Source organism: Xanthomonas sp. 60 (genome assembly GCF_011761925.1).
Genome location: NZ_JAASQW010000001.1, coordinates 344827 through 368580, shown reverse-complemented (window position 1 = coordinate 368580; position 23754 = coordinate 344827). Strand labels below are relative to the sequence as shown.

Sequence of the window (23754 nt, the reverse complement as noted above, 5' to 3'; positions counted from 1 at the left end):
ACCGCCGGTGCTGGCCCGGCCGATTCAGGCAAAGGCGTCGGTGGCGCGCACCAGCGCGTCGATGTTCTCCGCTTCGAACGCGGAATGGCCCGAGGCCGCGGTGATCTCCAGCGAGGCTTTGGGCCAGGCCTTGCTCAGGTCCCAGGCATTGACCAGCGGGCACACCACATCGTAACGGCCATGCACGATCACGCCGGGGATGTCGGCGATGCGGTGGGCATCGCGCAGCAGCTGGTCGTCCACCTCGAAGAAGCCACCGTTGACGAAGTAGTGGTTCTCGATGCGCGCGAAGGCCAACGCGAACTGCGGGTCTTCATGGCTGTTGATGAAGTCATCGTCCACGTGCAGGAAACTGGTGGCCCCTTCCCAGACACTCCAGGCACGGGCCGCTTCCAGCCGCGTGGCTTCGTCATCGCTGGTCAGCCGGCGGTGGAACGCGGAAATCAGGTCGTGGCGTTCGACGGCCGGGATCGGCTTGAGGTAGTGCTCCCAGGCATCCGGGAACAGGCGGTTGGCGCCTTCCTGGTAGAACCATTCCAGCTCGAAGCGGCGCAGCATGAAGATGCCGCGCAGCACCAGTTCGGTGACGCGCTGCGGGTGGCGCTGCGCGTAGGCCAGTGCAAGCGTGGAGCCCCAGCTGCCGCCGAACACCTGCCAGCGCTCCACCCCCAGGTGCGTGCGCAGCGCCTCGATATCGGCCACGAGGTCCCACGTGGTGTTGTCCACCAGATCGGCATGCGGCGTGGAGCGTCCGGCGCCGCGCTGGTCGAACAGGATGATCCGGTACCTGGCCGGATCATGGAACTGGCGCATCTTCGCGCTGCAGCCACCACCGGGGCCGCCGTGCAGCAGCACCACCGGCTTGCCCTCCGGGTTGCCGCACTGTTCGAAATACAGTGTGTGGCGGTCGTCGACCTTCAGCGTGCCCTGGTCATATGGGGCAATCTCGGGGTACAGCGTACGCATGTTGCAACTCCATGGTGGTGCCCTGCGCATGGCAGGAGAACCGCCATTCTAGGCGCCCCGGCAGCCGAGGGTGACCCGGTCGCGCTGCTCGAGATCCTGCACCGTGTGCACCTGCTCCAGGCCGGCCGCTTCGAGCAGCAGGCGGATCGCTTCGCCCTGCGCCCACCCGTGCTCCAGCAGCAGCCAACCGCCGGGGAGCAGGTGCGCCGGCGCCCCGGCCGCGAGCTGGCGGATGTCGTCCAGGCCATCGCGGCCGGAAGCGAGCGCAGTGGAGGGCTCGAAACGGAGATCACCCCGTGACAGATGCGGATCGTCGCTGGCGATGTAGGGCGGATTGCTGGCGATGAGATCGAACGCCTGCCCTTGCAGCGGTGCATACCAGTCTCCGGCGCCTGCCACGACGTGCACGTTGTCGAGGCCATGCTGCTCGGCGTTGCGCGCTGCCACGGCCAGCGCCCCTGCACTGGCATCGGTTGCGATGACCTGGGCGAGCGGGCGTTCACTGGCCAGCGCCAGCGCGATGGCACCGCTGCCGGTGCCCAGGTCCGCGATCCGCACCGCGTGCCCGGCCGGCAGGCGGGCCAGTGCAAGCTCGACCAGCAGCTCGGTTTCCGGGCGCGGGATCAGCGTGGAGGCATCCACCGCCAACTGCAGCGTCCAGAAGCTGCGGCATCCGGTGAGATATGCAATGGGTTCGCCTGCGATCCGCCGCTCCAGCAGGGCCTCGAATGCCGCTGCGTCTTGGGCGGAAACCGGGTCGGTGGCATGTGCGAACAACCAGCTGCGGGGCCGCTGGAGGACATGCAGGAGCAGCGCCTCCGCCTCGTGGCGGGCTTCATCGCCCGGCAGGCGCGCGGTGGCTGTCGTGACGACCTCGCGCAGGAGGCTGGGAGAGTGGGCGATCATGGTCAACGGTCAGTCACAGCAGCGGAGGGCGCAGCTTAGCTCACCGCAGATGGCGGTCCCGGTCGCCGTATTCATTCAGCTTGACGGCTATCCGAAATAAAACAGGTCTATTGATAGCTTTCAGCGATTAATATCAAATCGTTGATTTTATTGATACTTTTTTAAAGTAGACGAACTCCAACCCGCCTAAATGCTGATTTCAATAGACATTGCCTATTGAATAGATGCAATCAATGGATTGTCTTTATTGTCTAGAGCTCAGTAACCTAGGCTCATCGCTTCACCCTGTCCCCTTCACCAAGAGGAATATCGATGTCCGTCATCAACACTGAAATCCTGCCGTTCGAGGCCGATGCCTACCAGAATGGCGAGTTCATCAAGGTTTCCGACGCCAACCTGAAGGGCAAGTGGTCCGTGGTGGTGTTCTACCCGGCCGACTTCACCTTCGTCTGCCCGACGGAGCTGGAAGACCTGGCCGACAACTACGCCGAGTTCCAGAAGATGGGCGTGGAGGTGTTCTCGGTTTCCACCGACACGCACTTCTCGCACAAGGCGTGGCATGACACCTCCGATGCGATCGGCAAGATCAAGTACGCCATGATCGGTGACCCGACCCACCAGATCTCGCGCAACTTCGATGTGCTGCGCCCGGCGGGCCTGGCTGACCGCGGTACCTTCATCATCGATCCGTCCGGCGTGATCCAGTCCGTGGAAATCACGGCCGAAGGCATCGGTCGTGATGCCAAGGAACTGCTGCGCAAGGTCAAGGCCGCCCAGTACGTGGCCGCCCACCCGGGCGAAGTCTGCCCGGCCAAGTGGAAGGAAGGCGAGAAGACGCTCGCCCCGTCGCTCGACCTGGTCGGCAAGATCTAAGCGCCGCACCGTCATCCCCATGCCTGCCACGTGCAGGCGTGGGGGTGAACCCAAGGCGGCAGTGCCCGCCAGCGTCCGCGAGCCAGCCCCTTCCACAGGTCTGCCGCCTTGGGTTCACCCCTACCCCCACCCGGAGGCCCGCCTGTCCATGGCGCGGCACGGGGCCCGTTTGCCTGAAGCCAGGAGATGATCATGTTGGATGCCAACCTGCAGTCGCAGCTCAAGACCTACCTGGAGCGCGTGACCCGCCCGATCCAGATCACCGCCCATGCTGACGACAGTGCCAAGGCGCAGGAGATGCTCGAACTGCTGACCACGCTGGACAGCCTCTCCGAGCAGATCAGCCTGACCGTGCTGCGCGACGGCACCGGCCGCGTGCCCTCGTTCGACCTCGGCACGCCGGGCCAGGACATCCACCTCACCTTCGCCGGGCTGCCGATGGGCCACGAGTTCACCTCGCTGGTGCTGGCGCTGCTGCAGGTCGGCGGACACCCGTCCAAGGCGACCGCCGAACTGATCGAGCAGGTGCAGACCCTGGAGGGTGAGTTCCGCTTCGAGACGTACTTCTCGCTGTCGTGCCAGAACTGCCCGGATGTGGTGCAGGCCCTGAACCTGGCCGCCGTGCTGAACCCGCGCATCCAGCACGTGGCCATCGACGGGGCCCTGTTCCAGGACGAAGTGGAGCAGCGCCAGATCATGTCGGTGCCCACCGTGTACCTCAATGGCGAACTGTTCGATCAGGGTCGCATGACCCTGGAGCAGATCGTGGCGCGGCTCGACAGCGGCGCGGCCAAGCGCGAAGCGGCGAAGATCGCCGCCAAGGAGGCCTTCGATGTGCTGGTGGTCGGTGGCGGCCCTGCCGGTGCGGCAGCGGCCATCTATGCAGCCCGCAAGGGCATCCGCACGGGTGTGGCGGCCGAGCGTTTCGGTGGACAGGTGCTGGACACCATGGCGATCGAGAACTTCATTTCGGTCAAGGAGACCGAAGGTCCCAAGCTGGCCACCGCCCTTGAGCAGCACGTCCGCGAATACGACGTGGACATCATGGATCTGCAGCGTGCGACGGGCCTGCTGCCGGCCGGTGAAGATGGCCTGGTGCAGGTGCAGCTGGAGAATGGCGCCGTGCTCCGGTCGCGTTCGGTGATCCTGTCCACCGGCGCGCGCTGGCGCCAGATGAATGTTCCCGGCGAGGACCAGTACAAGAACAAAGGCGTGGCCTACTGCCCGCATTGCGATGGTCCGCTGTTCAAGGGCAAGCGCGTTGCCGTGGTCGGCGGCGGCAACTCCGGGGTCGAAGCGGCGATCGATCTGGCCGGTCTGGTGGCCCACGTGACCCTGCTCGAGTTCGATGCGACGCTGCGTGCCGACGAGGTGCTGCAGCGCAAGCTTCGCAGCCTGCCCAACGTGACGGTGCTGACCAGCGCACAGACCACTGAAGTGCTGGGCGATGGGCAGAAGGTGACAGGTCTGGTCTATAAAGACCGGATCGGCGGCGATGCGCACCGTGTGGATCTGGAAGGCGTGTTCGTGCAAATAGGACTGCTCCCAAATACGGAGTGGTTGGCTGACGCCATCGCCCTTTCACCGCGTGGGGAAATCGTCGTCGATGATCGCGGCCAGACCAATCTGCCCGGAGTATTTGCCGCCGGCGATTGCACGACCGTACCGTACAAGCAGATCATCATCGCCATGGGCGCTGGTTCGACGGCCGCACTGAGCGCTTTCGACCATCTGATCCGTTCGTCGGTGACCAAGAGCAGCGGCGCTGTCGCCGAAGCTGCCTGACGCCGTTCCCGATCACCGGGAACACCATGTGTCCACTGGGTAAACCACGCCGCCACCCGGTCCATTACCCAATGAGGTCTCAGGATGAACCTACGTGATCTGAAGTACCTGGTGGCCTTGGCCGAACACCGTCATTTCGGCAAGGCCGCCGCTGCCTGCTTCGTCAGCCAGCCCACGCTGTCCACGCAGATCCGCAAACTCGAGGAAGAACTCGGCTTGCCCCTGGTGGAGCGCGCCCCGCGCAAGGTCATGCTGACGCCCGCGGGCCAGGATGCCGCCGCCCGTGCCCGGGTCATCGTGGCGGAGGTGGAACAGATGAAGGAAGCGGCCCGCCGCAGCCGCGATCCGGAAGCCGGCACCGTGCGCCTGGGCATCTTCCCGACACTCGGGCCGTACTTGCTGCCTCACGTCATTCCGCGCATCCGCGAGCGCTTCCCGCAGCTGGAGCTGCTGCTGGTGGAAGAGAAGAGCGACGTCCTGCTGGGACGGCTGCGCGAGGGCAAGCTCGACGCCGCGCTGCTGGCGCTGCCGGTGGTGGATGACCAGCTGCATGCCGAATTCCTGTTCGAGGAACCGTTCCTGCTGGCGGTGTCCGGCCGGCATCCACTGGCGGCACGCACCCATCTGGACGTGCAGGAGCTGTCTGCCCAGCGCCTGCTGCTGCTGGAAGACGGCCATTGCCTGCGCGACCAGGCGCTGGAGGTCTGCCGCCTGTTTGGCGCGAACGAGAAATCCGAATTCCGCGCCACCAGCCTGGAAACGCTGCGCCAGATGGTGGCCGCCGATGTAGGCATCACCCTGCTGCCGACGCTGTCGGTGCAGCCCCCGGTGCCGCGCTCGGACAACATCCGCCTTCTCGATTTCACCGGCGAAGGCCGTCCCAGCCGCCGCGTCGCGATGGCCTGGCGCCGCAGCTCGGCGATGAGCACGTTCCTGCTGCAGCTGGCCGAACAGTTCAAGCACCTGCCGGACGCCCTGTTCACGGTGGACACCGCGCTGCGATCGGCTCCTCCCACGCCCGACCGGACCGCGCCTCGCCGCCTGGACTGAGTCGCAGCCCAACGCCGTGCCACCCTTGCCGTGTGCAGGTCGATTCTCCTGGGGGTTATCCCCCACAATAGACGAGGGCGGTGCCATCAGGTGCCGCCTTTTGCTTGTCCCAGACCCAGGAGTTCTGCCATGACCACCGCCAGCGGCCTGCCGCCGTCGATCACCGTTTCCTCCCTCGACCTCGCGCGCCTGGAGGCGCTGCTGGATACCCCCGCCGTCAGCGCGTTGCCCGGTGCGGCGGCGCTGTCGGACGAGCTCACGCGCGCGACCGTGCTTGCCCCTGAGCAGATGCCCGACGGCATCGTCATGATGCATTCGCGGGTTGAATGCGAAGATGCCAGCAAGGGCGAAAAGCACGTACTTACGCTGGTCTTCCCACGCGAAGCGAACGTCGACGAAGGCAAGGTTTCCGTGCTGGCGCCGGTAGGCAGCGCGCTGCTGGGCCTGTCAGTCGGCCAGAGCATCGACTGGGATGCCCCGGGCGGTCGCCGCCTTGAACTGCGTGTCACTGCGGTACACCCGGCCACCCACGCCTGATCGATTCCCTGCAATGGGCTGCGCCCCGCGCGCCCGCACCCTGAGGAGCTGCAATGAGTACGACGCCTTCCCTTCTGTCCCAGCTGCGCGAACTCTCCGTTGTCGTCGCCGACACGGGTGACTACGACGCGATCAAACGCCTGCAGCCTGTGGACTGCACCACCAATCCCACACTGGTGAAGAAGGCGCTCGACCTGCCCGTGTACGCCGACCTGATCGAGCGTGAGCTGGCCTGGGGCCGGCAGCAGGGCGGCGACCGCGAACAGGTGGTCAACGCGGTGGCCGACCGCCTGACCGTCGGTGTGGGCGCGCTGTTGAGCACGCTGGTACCCGGCCGCGTGTCTACCGAAGTGGACGCCGATAAATCGCATGACACGGCCGCCACGATCGCCAAGGCGCGCACCTTCGTGCAGATGTACGCCGACGCTGGCGTGCCACGCGAGAAGATCCTGATCAAGATCGCCGCGACGTGGGAAGGCATCGAGGCGGCGCGCGTCCTGCAGGCCGAGGGCATCGACTGCAACCTGACCCTGATCTTCAACCCGACCCAGGCGCTGGCGTGCAGCGAGGCCGGCGCGTTCCTCATCTCACCGTTCGTCGGCCGCATCCTGGACTGGTACGTGGCCAACGGCCAGGCGCCGGCAACCATCGACGAAGACCCCGGCGTGGTGTTCGTGCGCGGCGTCTATGCGGACTTCAAGCGCCGCGGCTCGCCGACGGTGGTCATGGGCGCCTCGTTCCGCTCCACCGCGCAGATCGAAGCGCTGGCCGGCTGTGACCGCCTGACCGTCTCGCCGGATCTGCTGGAGGCCCTGGACGCGCAGCACGGCGTGCTGGAGCGCAAGCTGGTGGCCGAGCAGGCCGGCTCAGTGTCCTCCGCACCGATCGACGCGGCGAAGTTCGCCACCGACCTGGCGGCCGACCCGATGGCCACCGAGAAGCTGGCGACGGGGATCGATGCGTTCGCCAAGGATCTGGAAAGCCTGCGGGCGCGTATCCGCTCGGAACTGTAAGGCTAGTAGCGGGCACGCTGGTGGCGGCCCGCCGGGCAGGTGGAAGCGCGGGGGGCCAGCCCCCGGCGCAGCCCCCTCAGCCTTCCAGGCCGATCGGGCAGCTCACGCCGGTACCGCCGATGCCGCAGTAGCCGTTGGGATTCTTCGCCAGATACTGCTGGTGTGCGTCCTCGGCGTAGTAGAACGCAGGCGCCGGGAACACGATTTCGGTGGTGATCTCACCGAAGCCGGCATCGCGCAGATGCACCTGGTAGCGCTCCCTGCTTGCCAGCGCGGCCAGATAACTGGCTTCGTCCAGGCAATGCACGGCCGAACGGTACTGTGTCCCGGTGTCATTGCCCTGGCGCATGCCCTGCGTCGGATCGTGGCCCTCCCAGAACACCTGCAGCAGCTGGTCCACGCTGACCAGCGCAGGGTCGTACACCACCTGCACCACTTCCGTGTGGCCGGTCAGCCCCGAACACACTTCCTCATAGGTGGGGTTGGGCGTCACGCCCCCGGCATACCCGACCGCCGTGCTGTACACGCCCGGCAGCGTCCAGAACGTGCGTTCGGCCCCCCAGAAACACCCCATCGCCACCCGGATCTGCGCAAATCCGGTGAACCGGTCCTTCAACGGATGGCTGTTGACGAAGTGCTGGTTGCTGCGCAGCGTGAGCGGCTGCTCGCGCCCCGGCAACGCCTCGTCCGCCCTCGGCAGGCGCTGCTTGAAGGCACCAATGCCCAGAGGGCCCGTTCCAAGTCCCAACATGCTGTGCTCCTAGGCCGGCTGTCCGGCAAGATCGTCGTCATCGAAGATGGGGTCGCCAGGTGCCGCGCCCAAGTCCAGGGTGGACACGATGTCCTCGGCCTGCGTCACCGCAGCGTCCGGCACGCTCACCCGCAGCACCCCGAACAGCGGCAGCTCCCCCATGCCCCCCAGCAGCGATTCGCCGAACACGAAGGCGGGGATCCCCGCGTCCTCCAGCGCATGCTTGACCAGGTGGGCATCGAACAGGTTGTCGGCCTTGTACACGGTCTGCATCGGGCGGCTCCTTGGCGACAGGACCCCAGAATACGCGCCGGCCCTGAATGGAACGGGTGAGGGGACCGCGCGGCGTGCGTACGGGGTCGGCCCGGGGACCGCAGGCGAAAGCTCCCGGCGCGCGCCCGCGCGGGCAGTGCAGGGCCGTACGCGCTAGACTGGCGGTCTTTCTGCCTTCCCCTCTGCCGACTCATGTCCGAGCCCATCCCCGCCAGCCCCGAGACCCCCGCCGACACCCCCGAGAAGCGCGATTTCATCCGCCAGATCGTGCGCGAGGACCTGGCCACCGGCAAGCACCAGGCCATCAAGACCCGCTTTCCGCCCGAACCCAACGGCTACCTGCACATCGGCCATGCCAAGTCGATCTGCCTGAACTTCGGCATCGCCGGCGAGTTCGGCGGTGTCTGCAACCTGCGCCTGGACGACACCAATCCGGCCAAGGAAGATCCCGAGTACGTGGTGGCGATCCAGGACGACGTGCGTTGGCTGGGCTTTGCGTGGAACGAGCTGCGCCATGCTTCGGATTACTTCGAGGCGTATTACCAGGCGGCGCGCAAGCTCATCGGCGAAGGCAAGGCCTATGTCTGCGACCTGTCCGCCGAGCAGGTGCGTGCCTACCGCGGCACCCTCACCGAGCCGGGCCGTCCGTCGCCGTGGCGCGACCGCAGTGTCGAGGAGAACCTGGACCTGTTCGGGCGCATGCGCGCCGGCGAGTTCCCCGACGGTGCACGCACGCTGCGCGCGAAGATCGACATGGCCAGCGGCAACATCAACCTGCGCGATCCGGCCCTGTACCGCATCAAGCACGTTGAACACCAGAACACCGGCAGCGCCTGGCCAATCTACCCGATGTACGATTTCGCGCACGCGCTGGGCGACTCGCTGGAAGGCATCACCCACTCGCTGTGCACACTGGAGTTCGAAGACCACCGTCCGCTGTACGACTGGTGCGTGGACCACGTGGATTTCGCCCATGACGCGGCACTGACGCAGTCGCTGGTCGACGCCGGGCTGCCGCGCGAAGCGGCCAAGCCGCGCCAGATCGAGTTCTCGCGCCTGAACATCAACTACACGGTGATGAGCAAGCGCAAGTTGATGGCGCTGGTGGTTGAACAGCTGGTTGATGGCTGGGACGACCCGCGCATGCCCACCCTGCAGGGCCTGCGTCGCCGCGGCTACACGCCGGCCGCCATGCGCCTGTTCGCCGAGCGCGTGGGGATCAGCAAGCAGAACTCGCTGATTGATTTCAGCGTGCTCGAGGGCGCGCTGCGCGAAGACCTGGACAGCGCCGCCGCGCGCCGCATGGCGGTGATCGATCCGGTGAAGCTGGTGCTGACCAACCTGGAAGAGGGCCACGGAGAGCAGCTGACCTTCAGCAACCATCCCAAGGATGAGACGTTCGGGACCCGCCAGGTGCCGTTCGCACGCGAGGTGTGGATCGACCGCGAGGATTTCGCCGAAGTGCCGCCGAAGGGCTGGAAACGCCTGGTTCCGGGAGGCGAAGTGCGCCTGCGCGGGGCCGGCATCATCCGCTGCGACGAGGTGGTCAAGGATGCCGATGGCACCATCACCGAGCTGCGCGGCTGGCTGGATCCGGAATCGCGCCCGGGCATGGACGGCGCAAACCGCAAGGTCAAGGGCACCATCCACTGGGTCAGCGCGGTGCACGGCGTGCCGGCCGAGATTCGGCTGTACGACCGCCTGTTCTCGGTGCCGAACCCGGACGATGAATCGGAAGGCAAGACCTACCGCGACTACCTCAATCCGGAATCGCGCCGCACCGTCACCGGCTATGTCGAGCCGGCTGCTGCCAGCGCTGCGCCGGAACAGTCGTTCCAGTTCGAGCGCACCGGGTACTTCGTGGCCGACCGCCGCGACCATACCGAAGCCAGGCCGGTGTTCAACCGCAGCGTGACCCTGCGCGACACCTGGTCGGCCTGAGGGCCGGCGCGGGCGCCGCAATGGCGCCCGCGCACCTGCAACCATGACCGTTGTCCCCTCCGCACTGCTCTGGTTCCTCTCCAACCACCCGCTGCTGAGCCTGCCGCTGCTGATGCTGCTGGCCGGGCTGCTGTGGTGGTGGCGGCGCAATCCGCTGTACCTGTTGCTCGGCCTGCCGCTGGCTCTGGCCAACGTCTTCCTCGGCCAGTTCGCCAACGCCGCATGGTTGAACGGGATCGGCGAGCGCGGCGAGGCGGTCATCGTCAAGGCCGAGCAGACCAGCTCGACGCTCAATGAACGCTACATCTGGCGCTACGAGGCGGTGGTGCATACCGCCGATGGCCGCGATGTGGAGGTGGTGTTCCATACCAACACCGCCGCGCTGTGGCCGCTGGAGAACGCGATCCGCATTCCCGCGCAGGACCAGCCCTTCGTGGTGAAGTATGCGCCCGGCTTTCCGCGCAGCTTCGTCATCCTCACCAACGAATCGCCGCATGGCATCGCCCAGAGCCGCGCACGTGCGCGCGAACGGGTGGACGTGGCCGCGCGCAAGTTCCGTTTCAGCCCGGACAACGCCGGCTTCCGGGCCGGCTATCGACGCGAACTTGAAGCCTGGCTCGGCGCGCATGGCGATGATCCGGCGCAGCATACCGACGCGCAACGCTACCGGGCCGAACTCGACGCCCTGTGACGCCTGCACGCCTGGAGCGCAGCGCCTCCCTGTCGCCAGCACGCCGATGCCACGCCGACACCCCCGGTGCACCCCGGTGCCGCTACACTGCGCGCCGGTTGCCACCACAACCCCATTCCTTCATCCATGAGGCACCCCGCGATGCTGTATGCGCAAGTCCACCTGACCCTTCCTGCCTGGATCCACGACCAGATCGACCTGGATCGTCGCTATCCGGGCGATGAGGCCAAGGTCGCGCTGGCCATCGAGCTGTCGCGGCTGAACGTGGATCACGCCAGTGGCGGTCCGTTCGGTGCGGTGGTGTTCGGTCCGGAAGACAAGGTGATCGCCGCCGCCGTCAACCGCGTGGTACCGCACAACACCTCCTTGGCGCACGCCGAGAACATGGCCTACATGCTGGCCCAGCAACGCCTGCAGACCCCGCGCCTGAACGCTGTGCTGGCGCCGATCACCCTGGCCACCTCATCGCAGCCGTGCTGCCAGTGCTACGGCGCCACGGTGTGGGCCGGCATTGATCGCCTGCTGATCGGCGCCAGCGCCGCCGACGTGGAAGAACTCACCCCGTTCGACGAAGGCCCGCTGCCGGCCGATTGGATCGGTGAACTCAACAAGCGCGGCATCGAGGTCGTGCAGGGCCTCGCCCGCGACGCCGCGCGCGCCGTCCTGCGTGCGTACGGAGAGCTCGATGGCCCACGCTACTGAGTCATCCGCCGGCGGTCCCGGCATCGGCCTGCTGTGCCTGTGCCGGCAGGGTTTCGAACCCGAGCTGGCCGCCGAGCTGACCGCCCGCGCCGGCGAATTCGGTTTCGCCGGCTACGCCCGTACGCAGCGCAACGATGGCTTCGTGCTGTTCATGTGCGATGAGGCGGCCGCGCTCTCGCGCATGCTCTCCTGGCGCGAACTGATCTTCGCGCGGCAGAAGCTGGTCGTGCTGGCCGAGCTGCCGCAGCTGGATCCGGCCGATCGCATCACCCCGATGCTGGAGGCCCTGGCGGGCGCGCCGCGCTTTGGTGACCTCTGGGTGGAACATCCGGATTCGGACGTGGGCAAGCCGCTTTCCGGGCTCGCGCGGGCCTTCGGCAATGCCCTGCGTCCCGCGCTGCGCAAAGCCGGTCGGATGACCGACAAACCGAACGGGAAACTGCCGCGCCTGCATGTGGTGTTCGTCGATGGCACGCATGCCTTCGTCTGTACAGCGGCACCGGCCGACAGCGCCCCGTGGGCACTGGGCATTCCGCGCCTGAAGCTGCTGCCGGACGCGCCTTCGCGTTCGGCATTGAAGCTGGAAGAAGCCCTGCTGACCCTGCTCACCAGCGAAGAACGCGAGGCCCTGATGAAGCCCGGCATGCGCGCGGCCGACCTGGGCGCGGCACCGGGCGGCTGGACCTGGGTGCTTACCCGCCAGCATCTGAACGTGCTGAGCATCGACAACGGCCCGCTGCGCCAGCATGTGCTGGACACCGGCCTGGTCGAACACCTGCGCGCCGACGGCTTCCACTGGCAGCCGGAGCAGTCGCTGGACTGGATGGTGTGCGACATGGTGGAGCAGCCCCGGCGCGTGGCCGAACGCATGGCCACCTGGTTCCGCGAGGGCTGGTGCAGGCACGCGATCTTCAACCTGAAACTGCCGATGAAAAAGCGCTGGGACGAAACCCGGCTCTGCCTGGACCTGTTCGAGCAGCAGGCTGGGAAATCCCTCACGGTGCGCGCCAAGCAGCTGTACCACGACCGTGAAGAGATCACGGTGCTGGCCTCCCCGCTGCGCTGAGCCACGGCGGGTCCCACGCTGCGCCGTGTCAGCGCAGCGTGGGGTCGGCGCGCTGCAGTTCGGTCAGCGCGCTCCGGGCGGCCACGGCGGCCCTGACCACCTCGCAGGCTGCGGCGCGGCGAAGGTCGGGATGCATCTGGTCGCCCGGGGCCCAGTTCTCCACGCCCCGCAGCCACGCGCCGCCGAGCGACCGCGCGCAGGCAGCGTACCCCTCCTCGATCGTGGAAAGATGCGTGGCGAGCCGGTCCACGCTCAGGGCTGACGCCAGCGGTGCGTCGGCCCAGTCGATCAGTACATCGCAGGCAGGACGCTCGAGTCCGGCGGGACGGACGCCGTGATGGACCAGCGCGATGTCCATCTGCCGTTGCAGGTGGCGGACACATCCCTGCAGCACGGGGGCGCAGGCGACGGGCCGTGGCGTGCGGCGGTGCCCCATGACGGCCGCATTGAGCACCTTGCGCAGCACGCGACCGAGGGACATCGACGGCCGGGCGTTCAGGTGCTTGCGCAGCACGGCACAGGCTGGGGTCTGCAGGGCGGCGCTGTGGGAGACGGCTTGCATCGATCTCAGAACTTCAGTTCGACCGCACCGCGGTGGTCAGGCCCGACGGGCTGTTCCACGAGGCTTACCCTCCATTGGCCGTCCTTGCGCTGCACGGACTGCACCTTGAAGTGGCTGCAGGGCCCATAGAGTCGTTCCTGATTCTCGCCCTGGACGTGCCACCTGCTGTGAGTCGCCATGCTGCTGAAGCCTTTGATTTCAAAGTTCACCACGTCGCCGGAGGACGGTCTCTTCACCGGAAACGCGGCGGTACCTGCTTCGGTGGCTGCCGTGGACAGAAACCGCATGGGCCTGAGCAGTTTCTCCCCGCCCGCCATTTCCTGCAGCCGCTGGACCATGGCGCCGCTGTGAATCGCGCGGCGGTATGTCACCGCCTGGACGGAACCTGAAGCGTACCGCGCAAGACCCAGCGTATAGCGGCTCTGATCGATGGCGCGCAGGTCCGACTGACTCAGGCTTTTTGCAGCGAGCTGCAATGCACGCTTGTCGGCACGTGCGCCTCGGGTGAAGGTGTCATCGCCATGAGCCTTCTCGATTTCTGCGATGACTTTTCCGTGGGGCACGCTGCCGCCGGACTGGAACATCCGCTGTATCGCCTCGCACCCGGCGTTGGTGTGATAGATGTCATTGAACTTGGTCTGATCGTAAAGACGTGAGAGTTTCTGCTGCAACGCCTCGACGTTCTCCTCAGGAAGAACGACGCCGTTGCGCGCCAACAATGCGCGCCGAGCTTCCACAATTTTACTGTGCTGGGCCTTGGCCTGCTCTGCCTGCAGGCGCTCGATCTGCGCCTGGAGATTGTCGATCTCGGTCTTCAAGGCACGCACGGCAGGCTGGTAGTGCTTGTCGACCTTTTCCGCATAGGCCTTCATCAGCCGCACGCTCACATCATTGAAGGCATCTTGGAGAACCAGGCGATCGGTCGTCGCACCGATGAAAATGTTCGCGGCGGATGTTCCTTCGATACCGGCCTTTTCCGCTGCGGATGCGAACGCCGCGGTGATCTCCGGCAATGCCTGCCGCACTCCGGCTTCCACCGCTCGCGTCACCGCCTGCTCGGCCCGGGTCACGGCCGCCTTCATCTGCGTGCGCGTGATGGCCTGCCCGGGAAGACCCAGGGTGTTTGCAAGGTCGGCCGCCTGCTTCTCACGCTTGGCCTGGCCTATGCCGAGCAGATGCTTGAGAAGGGTGCGACTCTCCATCTTCACGATGCGACCCCCGCCCTCGCCCGACTTCATCCGCAAGCGCTGGTCTTCTGGAAATGCCCGTGCTTTATCGAGGAGCGTTCTGCGCTCAGCCAGGACATTCAGGGCCGCCTGGCTCTCGCAGGACGATGCATTGCGGACGTCGACGTCCCTGCACCGGTTGGCGATGCCTCGAAGTGCACTGGAAAGACTCGATATCTTCGAGTTCTTTTCTTCGTTGAGCTGCGCACGCGATGCCTTGAGACTTGATTGGCGGCACTGGAGTGCCTGCAGCTGCGACTGGGTGGACTGGATTGTGCTCACGGGAAAGTGCTCGTCAACAGGTGTTCCACCGACGCAGGCAAGCGCGCGGGCGGACCGGGGAAAGGTGGCGCATCATCCGTACAGTCCCGCACAGGTGCTTTCATGACGCGCTCATGCCAGCCAGGCACTCAGCCACGATTCGGAAAAGCCGCCAGCAGAGCCGCGATACTGACGTTTCCGGACCCCACCGGACCGTCCCCGTTACGCTTTCCAGGTTCATCAGATGCCACGCAGACGCCGCTTGCTCCTCCTTCTTCCGTGCGCCTTCGCGATGGCCGCCGCCACCGCCCAGCCCCGTCAGCCCAGGCCGGCCCAGAGCGAAGCGCTGCGCGATGACAGTGGCGTCATCCGCGAGCAGCCGCTGTCGTCCGGACGGGTGACCGGTCGGGTGGAGGTCCCCGTGCGCCCGGGTGAGACGCCGGTAACAATCCGCTCCATCGCACCCACCGGCGGTGGCCAGTACCGCATCGTGTTCACGGCCCTGGACCTCGATGGTGACGGGTTCATCAGCCGCAGCGAGGCAGCGGCCAATCCATCACTGGCGGACGAATTCGACGCCCTCGACGTCCGCCGGCGAGGCCAGCTGGACCGGGCTGACCTGGCCGGATGGCTGGTGGATTGACCACCCAGCGCCGCCGGCTACAGCCCCGCGGCGCGCTTCCAGAACGCCTGCAGCAGCAGCGGCCATTTGCCGGTACACCCCAGCGCCCGTCCACGGGCCAGCGTGAGATGCATCTCGTCGTTGGAAAACAGGCGGTTGATGCCCTCGAAGCCGTAGGCGGCCACGGTGTTCTCGCTGCGCCGCTCGCGTGCCCAGCGCTGCAGGCGCTGTGTCGAGAGCCGCGGCTCGGCGCGTCGCGTGCCCGACGGCGCCACCCAGCGGGCCAGCGCGGCGACATCGCGCAGCCCGAGGTTGACGCCCTGCCCCGCCAGGGGATGCACAACGTGCGCCGCATCGCCGAGCAGCACCACGCGGCCGGCGACGTAGCCGCGCGCCAGCTGCCGACGCAGCGGGAACGCCGCGCGCGCCGACGCCAGCTGCAAGCCCCCCAGGCGTCCGCCGGAGGCACGCGTCAGTTCACGCTCGAAGGCGCTGTCGTCCAGCGCCAGCACGCGCGTGGCCTCTTCGTCGGGCAGCGTCCAGACGATCGAGCTGCGCCGCTCGGCCACCGGCAGCAGCGCCAGCGGGCCGGTCGGCAGGAAGCGCTGCCACGCTGTGGCCTGGTTCGGCTGTTCGCTGTCCACGTAGGCCACCACGCCCCGCTGGTGGTAATCGTGCGCGTCCACGGCCACGCCGGCGAGCCTGCGCAGCGTGGAGTCCGCCCCGTCGGCAGCGACCGCCAGCGAGGCCTCGATACGACGGCCATCATCCAGCCGCAGGCGCACGCCATCAGCGTCCTGTTCGAGTGCATCCACGCGGGCCGGACAATGCACCTGCACGCCGGCACGGGCCAGCGCCGCCCACAGGCGGTCCTGCAGCAGGCTGTTCTCCACGATGAAGCCCAGTTCGCTGCGCCCGAAACGGTCTGCGTCGAACACCAGGTCATCGCCCCCGGCCGCATCCCACACCTGCATGCGCCGGTAAGCCCAGGCACGCGCGCGCAGCACCTCCGGCCAGACCCCGAGGGACTGCAGCAGCTGCACGTTGTCGGCCGCGAAGGCGAACACCCGCAGGTCCGGCTGCGCAGCGCTCCACGGGGCGGGCTCGCGGCCCTCCACCAGCGCCACCGAAAGGCCGGCCTCGGCCAACGCCAGCGCGCAGGCCGCCCCGACCACGCCGCCGCCGACGATCACGGCGTCACCTCGTGCGCGCCGGTTCATGCCGCTTCTCCGCGGCACAGGCGCGGCACCTCGCCACGGAACCCCATTGCCCCACCCACCAGCATGGACTGCAGCGCAGGTCCCTGCGCGGCGACCAGCCCCAGGCTGCGCAGCGGGCGCAGCAGCGGCGCCTCGTTGCTGGTCAATCGCGCCAGCCCGCCGGAGAACGCCACGGTCTGGCGGCGGTCCTCCGTGCGGCGGCGCACGTGTTCCTGCAGCAGCGCATCGCTGCCCGGGTCTTCCCCATTCTCCAGCAGCTCGGCCAGCGTCAGCGCATCGCGCAGGCCCAGGTTGAAGCCCTGCGCACCGAGCGGATGGATGGTCTGTGCCGCGTTGCCGAGCAGCACCGTCCGTTCGCCGGCCAGGCGCTCGGCGAGCACCTGCCGCAGCGGGTAGGCGCTGCGCGGGCCGGATTCGAGCAGGCGTCCTGCGCGCCAGCCGAACACCGCCTGCAGCCGCTGCAGCCACGCGGCATCGTCCAGCGCGGCTACCGCATCGGCGTGATCCGACCTGACGCCGTGCACCACGCCGTAATGCCGATCGCCGCGTGGCAGCAGGGCGGTCGGCCCGCTGTCGGTGAAGCGCTCCCAGGCGGTGCCGTCAGGGGCCTTCTGCGCCCGCACGCGCGCGACAAACAAGGTCTGCTCGAAGTCGTGCGTGGCCACTTCGATACCCAGCGCATCGCGGACCGCACTCGTGGTGCCATCGGCACCCACCACCAGCCGCGCGGCCACCGTACGTTCGCCCTGCGCATCGCGCACGCGGACCTGGCGGTAACCGTCCACCACCTCGCCCAGGCCGACAAAGCGCGCCGGACGCAGCCGGTGCAGCGTGGGCAGTTCCTCAAGCCGGGCGGCGAGCGCTTCGCCGAACTCCCGCGCAATCACCACCTTGCCGAACCAGGGGCGTCCGTAATCGGCAGCGACCAGTCGCACCCGGCCGAAATCCCCGGCGCGGCTGACATGGATGCGGGTGATCGGGCCGGGCGTGCCCGCCAGCTTCTGCATCACCCCCAGCGCCGTCAGCGCGTTGACCGTGGCGGCGGCGAAGCTGAGATTGCGCTGGTCGAATACCGGCGGCAATGCGCTGGCCGCTGTCGCTTCCAGCAACGCGACGTCGCGGCCGTGGCGCTGCAGGGCAATGGCGAGGCTGGCACCGACGAGCCCCCCACCGACGATCAGGACATCATGACGTTCACTCATGGGCGCCATGATACGCCCAGGTCCGTCACCGACGCGGCCATGGCCTCATGCCCGGCGCCTGCGCGGCGGCGGCGGGCGGTCTAGAATGCAGCTTCGCTCCCCCCTGCCGACGGCCATGACCTCCACTTCCCGCCGCCTGATCGTGCTCGCCCTGCTCATGCTCACGCTGGCAGCCACGCGCCTGCATCATTTCGCCGCCATCCCCGATGCGTCGTGGGCGGTGTTCTTCGTCGCCGGCTTCCACCTGCGCGCCTGGAGCCGCTGGGCGTTTCCCCTGCTGATGGCGCTGGCGGTGCTGGTGGATGCCTGGGTGATCAACGCGATGGGCCTGGATTTCTGGCAGCACTACTGCGTGTCGCTCGGGTACTGGATGCTGCTGCCGGCGTATTTCACCCTGTGGGCCGGCGGCATGCTGCTGCGCCAAGGCTATGCCGGCGCACGGTGGCCGCTGCTGCCGCGCGCGGCGGTGCTGCTGGTGGCCTCGGTGGCGGTGTGCCACCTGTTCGCACAGGGCGGCTTCTACTGGACCTCCACCAACGTGGCCGGGCCCACCCTGGCCGGCTGGTGGAAGAACTACACCGACTGGCTGGGTCCCTACCTGGCCACCACCGCGCTGTACGTGGCAGTGGCCGCTGCCCTGCAGGTGGCCCTGGAACAGGTTGGCAAGCTGGCGCAGGCGCGCCGGCAAGCCCACCGCTGAGGCCGCGCCGTGGGCAACCGCCTTTCCCGCATCTACACCCGCACCGGCGATGACGGCAGCACCGGCCTCGGCGATGGCCGCCGCGTCGGCAAGGACGATGCCCGCGTGGCCGCATTCGGCACGGTCGACGAGGCCAACGCGGCCCTCGGGCTGCTGCTCGCCGCGCCCCTGCCAGACGACGTGCGCACGCTGCTGACCGGCGTGCAGCACGTGCTGTTCGACCTCGGCGGCGAGCTGTGCATCCCCGGCCACGCGGCCATCCAGGACGACCACGCCAGCGCGCTGGAACGCCACCTGGACCACTACAACGCGAGCCTGCCGGTGCTGCAGGAATTCATCCTGCCCGGCGGCGGCGAAGCGGCGGCGCGGTGTCACGTGGTGCGCACCGTGGTGCGGCGCGCCGAGCGCGAGACCGTGGCGCTCTCGCGGCAGGAGCCGGTGCGTCCCCAGGCCCTGCGCTATCTCAACCGGCTCTCGGACCTGCTGTTCGTCCTGGCCCGCGTGCTGGCCCGGGCCGACGGCCAGGGCGAGGTGCTCTGGCGCCACGATCGTCGACCGGCCTGACCGGCCGCTTCCAGGAACCACCGTCCGATGCTGCTGTTCACCCATCCCGCCTGCCTGCAGCACGTCCCCGGCGCCGATCACCCGGAAAGCCCGCAGCGGCTGCAGGGCGTGCTCGATGCCCTGCGCGGCGCCTTCCCCGGACAACTGGACTGGCGCGAGGCGCCCTCGGCCAAGCTGGGCGAGCTGGCGCGCGTGCACGATACGGCGATGATCGATCTGGTCCTGCAGGCGCAGGACGCCTCCCTGCGGCAGATCGACCTGGACACCCGCACCTCGCCGGGCTCGGCCCGGGCCGCACTGCACGCGGCCGGCGCCGGCGTGGCCGCCGTCGACGCGGTGGTGCTGGGCGAAGACCCGGTGGCCTTCTGCGCGGTCCGTCCGCCGGGCCACCATGCCACCGCCAGCCATGCGATGGGCTTCTGCCTGCTCAACAACGTGGCCGTCGCGGCGGCATATGCGCGCGACCGCCATGGCCTGGAGCGCATCGCCATCGTGGATTTCGACGTGCACCACGGCAACGGCACCCAGGACATCTTCCAGCACGATCCGCGCGTGGCGTACTTCAGCACCCACCAGGCCGGGCTGTTCCCGAACTCCGGGCTGCGCCGCGACCGCGGCGCCGGCAACCTGCTCAACATCCTGCTGCCCCCTGGCAGTGGCAGCCTGCGCTTCCGCAATGTCTGGGCCGACGAGATGCTCCCGGCCATCGACGACTTCCGTCCGCAGCTGGTGCTGGTCTCGGCCGGCTTCGACGCGCACCGTCGTGATCCGCAGGCCGATCTGATGCTGGAGTCGGAGGATTTCGCCTGGCTGACCACCGAGCTGCTTGCGCTGGCGCGGCGCCACGCCGCCGGCCGGCTGGTGTCCACGCTCGAGGGGGGCTACGACCTGGACGCCCTCGCCGAGTGCAGCGTGGCCCACGTCCAGGCCTTGCTGGAAGGCGGCGCCGCCCGTTCCGGATGAACCCCGGCAGCGGTCGGCGGAGCGCCTTCATTGCCCCCATGCAGAGGATGGGGCAATCTACGGTCCGTTTTCGCCTGAATTCATCACGCGTGCGCCAAGCCCTTCGCCTGCTGCCTCTCCCTCTGGGTATCGCCCTGTGCCTGCCGGCGCTGGCCGACGACAAACCTCTCAACTGGGGTCTGTGCCCGGCTACCGACGTCCTGCCCGCCTTTACCGACGCGCCACCTGCGGACAAGGCCGCTGCCGCCACGCGCGGCGAGCAGCCCACCGATATCGAGGGTGACCAGCTGATGGGCACCTCGGCGGTGCCGCAATACGACGGCAACGTCGCGCTCAAGCGCGGCGACCAGTTCCTCGGCACCGACCACCTGAGCTTCGACACCGAAAGCGGAAATTACGTCGCTGACGGAAATGTGCGCTACCAGGATTCCTCTATCCGGATGGTCGCCAAGCGCGCCGAAGGCAACCAGGAGGCCGATACCCACAAGATCTCCGACATCCGGTACCAGCTGGTGTCGCGCCGGGGCAACGGGGGTGCCGAGTCCATCGACCTGCAGGGATCGGTGGGCCAGATGCACCGCTCCACCTACACCACCTGCGATCCCTCGCAGCCGGTGTGGACGCTGGCCGCGCCGCAGATCGAAGTCGACAATGACGAAGGCTTCGGCACCGCGCGCAATGCCGTGCTGCGCATCGGCAAGGTGCCGGTGCTGTGGGCGCCCTACTTCAAGTTCCCGATCGATGATCGGCGCCAGACCGGCCTGCTGTATCCGCAGATCGGGCTGTCCGGGCGCAACGGTTTCGACTACGCCCAACCGATCTATTTCAACCTGGCGCCGAACTACGATGACACGCTGACCCCGCGCTACATGAGCAAGCGCGGGCTGATGCTGGACAACGAGTTCCGCTACCTCTACGGCGGCGGCCGCGGCATCCTCGACACGGCCTACATGCCGAGCGACAAGCTGCGCGACAAGGACCGCGGCCGCGTGGAATTCAGCGGCTACCACAACATCAACGCCAACTGGCAGGCGCGTGCCGCGCTGGCGTGGGTGAGCGACGAGCGCTACCAGGAGGACTTCTCCAACAAGCTGCTCGGGGTGACCGTGTCCAGCCTGCAGAGCCAGATCGGGGTCTACGGTACCGGTGAGAACTGGACCGGCGGGGTGATGGCCGATTACTGGCAGAACACCGATTACACCCTGACCGAGGCCTCGCTGCCCTACAACCGCCAGCCGCGGCTGTTCCTCAACTGGGACAAGCCGGTACTGCGTTACCTGGATGTGGGCGTCTATGCCGAAGCGGTGCGCTTCGAGCACGACGAGATCAATTTCAAGACGGTCGATGCCGAGGGCGAATACATCCGTAATGGTGTGCGCAAGACCTCCGGTATCGGCGTGGATGGCGGCTCGCGGCTGGACATCAAGCCCTACGTGTCCATGCCGTTCTCCGGCGCGGCCTGGTATGTCACCCCGACCCTGGCCTACCGCTACACCGGTTATGACCTGGAGCGCGGCCTGGCCGACGAGATCCGCGTCAACAACCTGCGCAACGCCGGCATCGACCCGGCCACCGCTACGCCGGAGCAGCTGCGCGGCAATACATCGCCCTCGCGCAGCCTGCCGATCGCCAGCCTGGATGCCGGCCTGTTCTTCGACCGCGAAACCACGATCGGCGACACGCCCTACCTGCATACGCTGGAACCGCGCCTGTTCTACCTGCGCACGCCCTACCGCGACCAGAGCGAGCTGCCGATCTTCGATACCCGTGATTTCACCTTCAGCTGGGGTCAGCTGTTCCGCGATTCGCGCTACACCGGCGCGGATCGCCAGAACGACGCCAACCAGCTGACGATGGCCCTGAGCACGCGCTTCATCGACCAGAGCACCGGCCGTGAACGGTTCTCGGCGAGCATCGGGCAGATCCAGTATTTCGAGGATTCGCGCGTCAACATCGCCGGCGTGGAAGTGCCGGTCGAACAGGGCAAATCGGCGTGGATCGCCGACGGCAACTGGCAGATCAACGACCGTTGGAACCTGGGCGCCACCTACCAGTGGGATCCCAAGTACAAGCGCGAAGACCTGGCCAGCGTGCGCGCACGCTATGTCATGCCCAACGACGGCATCGTCAACATCGGCTACCGCAACCGCCTCAACCCCAACGGCACCACGCTGCTGGAGCAGGCCGACCTGTCGTTCCTGTACCCCATCAATCCGCGCTGGAGCGTGGTCGGCCGCTACTACTACTCCATCGAGGAGAAGAAGCCGCTGGAGATCATCGGCGGCGTGCAGTGGGACAGCTGCTGCCTGGCCGTGCGTGCGCTGGCCCGCCGCTACGTGCGCAACCGCGAAGGTGACCTGGACAATTCGCTGCAGATCGAGTTCGTGCTCAAGGGCCTGAGCTCCATCGGCCAGAATACGGGCCGTACCCTGCGCCGTGCTATCCTCGGCTACAACCGCGACGACCTCTATCTCGTACCGCCCAGCAGTACCGGGACGGACCGCGACGACTACGATCCGAACCTGATCCCATGATGAAAACCCTCCCTGTTGTACTTGCCTCGCTGCTGGCGGTTTCCACCGTTGCCGCTCCGCTGCCGCTGCTGGCGCAGCAGACCCAGGCGCTGGACCGCATCGCGGCCGTCGTGGACGAGGACGTGATCCTGCAGAGCGAGCTCGACCGCGCGCTGGCCAACATCCGTTCGCAGTACGCCGGGCGCGAAGAGCAGCTGCCGCCGGCCGACGTGCTCGCACGGCAGGTGCTGGAGCGCCTGGTGCTGGTGAAACTGCAGGTGACCCGCGCCGAAGGCAGCGGCATCCGCGTATCCGACCAGGAGCTGGCCGGTGCGATCAACAGCATCGCCCAGCAGAATGGCGGCACCGTTGACCAGCTGCGCGGCCGGCTGGCCCAGGACGGGATCGATTTCGAGGAATTCCGCCGCTCGGTCCGCGATGAAATCGTCGTCCAGCGCCTGCGCCAGAATTTCGCCCAGAGCCGCATCAGCGTCAGCGAGGGCGAAGTCGACGCCGCGCTGAAGCAGCAGGCCGTGACCGGCACCCAGTATCACCTGGCGCACATCCTGATCGCCACGCCGGACGGCGCGACGGCCGAGCAGATCGCGACCGGCCAGCAGAAGGCCGATGGCGTGAAGGCTCTGCTGGACAAGGGAGAGCTGGACTTCAATGCCGCGGCGGTGCGTTATTCCGACAGCCCGAACGCGCTGGAAGGCGGCGACCTCGGCTGGCGCAGCATGGACGAGATTCCGCAGGCGTTCGTGCAGCTGATGCAGGGCATGAAGGCAGGCGACGTGGTCGGCCCGCTGCGGGGTCCGAGCGGCTTCCAGCTGCTCAAGCTGGTGGAGGTCCGCGATGCCGCCGGTGGCGCTGCCACGGGCCAGACCGTCACCGAGTACGAAGCCCGCCATATCCTGGTGCGCGTGACCGACCAGCAGAACGACGCGGCCGCCAAGGCCAAGATCGATACGCTGCGCGCGCGCATCGCCGGCGGTGCCGATTTCCAGACGGTGGCCCGCGAGTCGTCGGAAGACAACAACAGCCGCGGCCAGGGCGGTGACCTGGGCTGGTTCCCGGTCGATGCCTTCGGCCCGGACTTCGGCCGCCAGGTCGCTGGCATCACCGACGGCAGCGTGAGCCAGCCGTTCCGCACCGACGCGGGCTGGCACATCGTGCAGCGCGTGGCGACCCGCCAGACCGACGTCGGCGTGGACAACCAGCGTGCCCAGGTGCGTGAGACGATCGGCCGCCGCAAGCTGGAGGAAGAGTACAACCGCTTCCTGGCCGAGCTGCGTGGCGAAGCCTACGTCAGCTTCCGCAGCGGCGACCGGGCGGAGAATACCGCCACGCCGCCGCAGTCCTGAGCC

General features: G+C 67.6%; 23 protein-coding genes. 15 read left to right on the top strand and 8 right to left on the bottom strand.

Annotation, left to right across the window (positions count from 1 at the left end; translation table 11 throughout):
- Positions 1 to 24 precede the first annotated feature (24 nt).
- Positions 25 to 966, bottom strand: a complete 942-nt coding sequence (gene pip, locus FHY09_RS01640) for a prolyl aminopeptidase (protein ID WP_166923520.1) — start codon at positions 964 to 966, stop codon at positions 25 to 27.
- 48 nt (positions 967 to 1014) lie between these two features.
- The gene (gene prmC / locus FHY09_RS01635) at positions 1015 to 1872 is read right to left on the bottom strand and encodes a peptide chain release factor N(5)-glutamine methyltransferase (RefSeq protein WP_166923518.1); all 858 of its coding nucleotides are present in this window, start codon (positions 1870 to 1872) and stop codon (positions 1015 to 1017) included.
- 312 nt (positions 1873 to 2184) lie between these two features.
- Between prmC and ahpC the strand changes: the two genes are divergently transcribed.
- From ahpC to FHY09_RS01610, 5 genes are all read left to right on the top strand, one after another.
- Positions 2185 to 2745, top strand: a complete 561-nt coding sequence (ahpC, locus tag FHY09_RS01630; RefSeq protein WP_166923516.1) for an alkyl hydroperoxide reductase subunit C — start codon at positions 2185 to 2187, stop codon at positions 2743 to 2745.
- A 192-nt stretch (positions 2746 to 2937) separates the two neighbouring features.
- On the top strand, positions 2938 to 4530 hold the full coding sequence (gene ahpF / locus FHY09_RS01625) for an alkyl hydroperoxide reductase subunit F (RefSeq protein ID WP_166923514.1): 1593 nt from the start codon (positions 2938 to 2940) through the stop codon (positions 4528 to 4530).
- Between the two features lie 84 nt (positions 4531 to 4614).
- Entirely contained in the window at positions 4615 to 5580 is a 966-nt protein-coding gene (locus tag FHY09_RS01620) for a LysR substrate-binding domain-containing protein (protein WP_166923512.1), read from the top strand.
- Between the two features lie 129 nt (positions 5581 to 5709).
- Positions 5710 to 6117 (top strand): nucleoside diphosphate kinase regulator, encoded by a 408-nt coding sequence (gene rnk, locus FHY09_RS01615; protein ID WP_166923510.1) that lies wholly within the window; start codon positions 5710 to 5712, stop codon positions 6115 to 6117.
- 53 nt (positions 6118 to 6170) lie between these two features.
- Positions 6171 to 7130: a transaldolase gene (locus FHY09_RS01610; RefSeq protein WP_166923508.1), complete on the top strand. Its 960-nt coding sequence runs from the start codon at positions 6171 to 6173 to the stop codon at positions 7128 to 7130.
- Between the two features lie 76 nt (positions 7131 to 7206).
- On the opposite strand, the gene msrA is transcribed toward FHY09_RS01610, so the two are convergent.
- Complete coding sequence (gene msrA / locus FHY09_RS01605; RefSeq protein WP_166923506.1) at positions 7207 to 7881, bottom strand: peptide-methionine (S)-S-oxide reductase MsrA; 675 nt, start codon at positions 7879 to 7881, stop codon at positions 7207 to 7209.
- 9 nt (positions 7882 to 7890) lie between these two features.
- Entirely contained in the window at positions 7891 to 8154 is a 264-nt protein-coding gene (locus FHY09_RS01600; protein WP_166923504.1) for a putative signal transducing protein, read from the bottom strand.
- Between the two features lie 192 nt (positions 8155 to 8346).
- Between FHY09_RS01600 and FHY09_RS01595 the strand changes: the two genes are divergently transcribed.
- The 4 genes from FHY09_RS01595 (at position 8347) to rlmM (ending at position 12554) form a co-directional block, all read left to right on the top strand.
- Positions 8347 to 10095, top strand: a complete 1749-nt coding sequence (locus tag FHY09_RS01595; protein WP_166923502.1) for a glutamine--tRNA ligase/YqeY domain fusion protein — start codon at positions 8347 to 8349, stop codon at positions 10093 to 10095.
- 43 nt (positions 10096 to 10138) lie between these two features.
- On the top strand, positions 10139 to 10786 hold the full coding sequence (locus FHY09_RS01590) for a hypothetical protein (protein ID WP_166923500.1): 648 nt from the start codon (positions 10139 to 10141) through the stop codon (positions 10784 to 10786).
- Positions 10787 to 10927: 141 nt separating this feature from the next.
- Entirely contained in the window at positions 10928 to 11488 is a 561-nt protein-coding gene (locus FHY09_RS01585) for a nucleoside deaminase (protein ID WP_166923498.1), read from the top strand.
- Entirely contained in the window at positions 11472 to 12554 is a 1083-nt protein-coding gene (gene rlmM / locus FHY09_RS01580; protein ID WP_166923496.1) for a 23S rRNA (cytidine(2498)-2'-O)-methyltransferase RlmM, read from the top strand. Before FHY09_RS01585 ends, rlmM begins: the two co-directional genes overlap by 17 nt.
- Before the next feature lie 28 nt (positions 12555 to 12582).
- Here rlmM and FHY09_RS01575 read toward each other — a convergent pair whose 3' ends face one another.
- Complete coding sequence (locus FHY09_RS01575; protein WP_166923494.1) at positions 12583 to 13116, bottom strand: hypothetical protein; 534 nt, start codon at positions 13114 to 13116, stop codon at positions 12583 to 12585.
- Between the two features lie 5 nt (positions 13117 to 13121).
- Positions 13122 to 14624 (bottom strand): hypothetical protein, encoded by a 1503-nt coding sequence (locus FHY09_RS01570; RefSeq protein ID WP_166923492.1) that lies wholly within the window; start codon positions 14622 to 14624, stop codon positions 13122 to 13124.
- A gap of 223 nt (positions 14625 to 14847) precedes the next feature.
- Between FHY09_RS01570 and FHY09_RS01565 the strand changes: the two genes are divergently transcribed.
- A complete protein-coding gene (locus FHY09_RS01565; RefSeq protein ID WP_456362676.1) occupies positions 14848 to 15246 on the top strand; it encodes an EF-hand domain-containing protein in 399 nt (132 codons plus the stop codon).
- A 17-nt stretch (positions 15247 to 15263) separates the two neighbouring features.
- Here the strand turns inward: FHY09_RS01565 and FHY09_RS01560 are convergent, their stop codons facing one another.
- Positions 15264 to 16445, bottom strand: a complete 1182-nt coding sequence (locus FHY09_RS01560) for a UbiH/UbiF family hydroxylase (RefSeq protein WP_166923490.1) — start codon at positions 16443 to 16445, stop codon at positions 15264 to 15266.
- A complete protein-coding gene (gene ubiH / locus FHY09_RS01555) occupies positions 16442 to 17647 on the bottom strand; it encodes a 2-octaprenyl-6-methoxyphenyl hydroxylase (RefSeq protein WP_166923488.1) in 1206 nt (401 codons plus the stop codon). The genes FHY09_RS01560 and ubiH overlap by 4 nt, the downstream gene beginning before the upstream one ends.
- A 115-nt stretch (positions 17648 to 17762) precedes the next feature.
- Between ubiH and FHY09_RS01550 the strand changes: the two genes are divergently transcribed.
- The 5 genes from FHY09_RS01550 (at position 17763) to FHY09_RS01530 (ending at position 23751) form a co-directional block, all read left to right on the top strand.
- Entirely contained in the window at positions 17763 to 18347 is a 585-nt protein-coding gene (locus FHY09_RS01550; protein WP_166923486.1) for a hypothetical protein, read from the top strand.
- 9 nt (positions 18348 to 18356) lie between these two features.
- Complete coding sequence (locus FHY09_RS01545) at positions 18357 to 18911, top strand: cob(I)yrinic acid a,c-diamide adenosyltransferase (RefSeq protein WP_166923484.1); 555 nt, start codon at positions 18357 to 18359, stop codon at positions 18909 to 18911.
- A gap of 27 nt (positions 18912 to 18938) precedes the next feature.
- Entirely contained in the window at positions 18939 to 19874 is a 936-nt protein-coding gene (locus FHY09_RS01540) for a histone deacetylase family protein (protein ID WP_166923482.1), read from the top strand.
- 89 nt (positions 19875 to 19963) lie between these two features.
- Positions 19964 to 22408, top strand: a complete 2445-nt coding sequence (lptD, locus tag FHY09_RS01535; RefSeq protein WP_166923480.1) for an LPS-assembly protein LptD — start codon at positions 19964 to 19966, stop codon at positions 22406 to 22408.
- The gene (locus FHY09_RS01530) at positions 22405 to 23751 is read left to right on the top strand and encodes a peptidylprolyl isomerase (RefSeq protein ID WP_166923478.1); all 1347 of its coding nucleotides are present in this window, start codon (positions 22405 to 22407) and stop codon (positions 23749 to 23751) included. The genes lptD and FHY09_RS01530 overlap by 4 nt, the downstream gene beginning before the upstream one ends.
- Positions 23752 to 23754 lie beyond the last annotated feature (3 nt).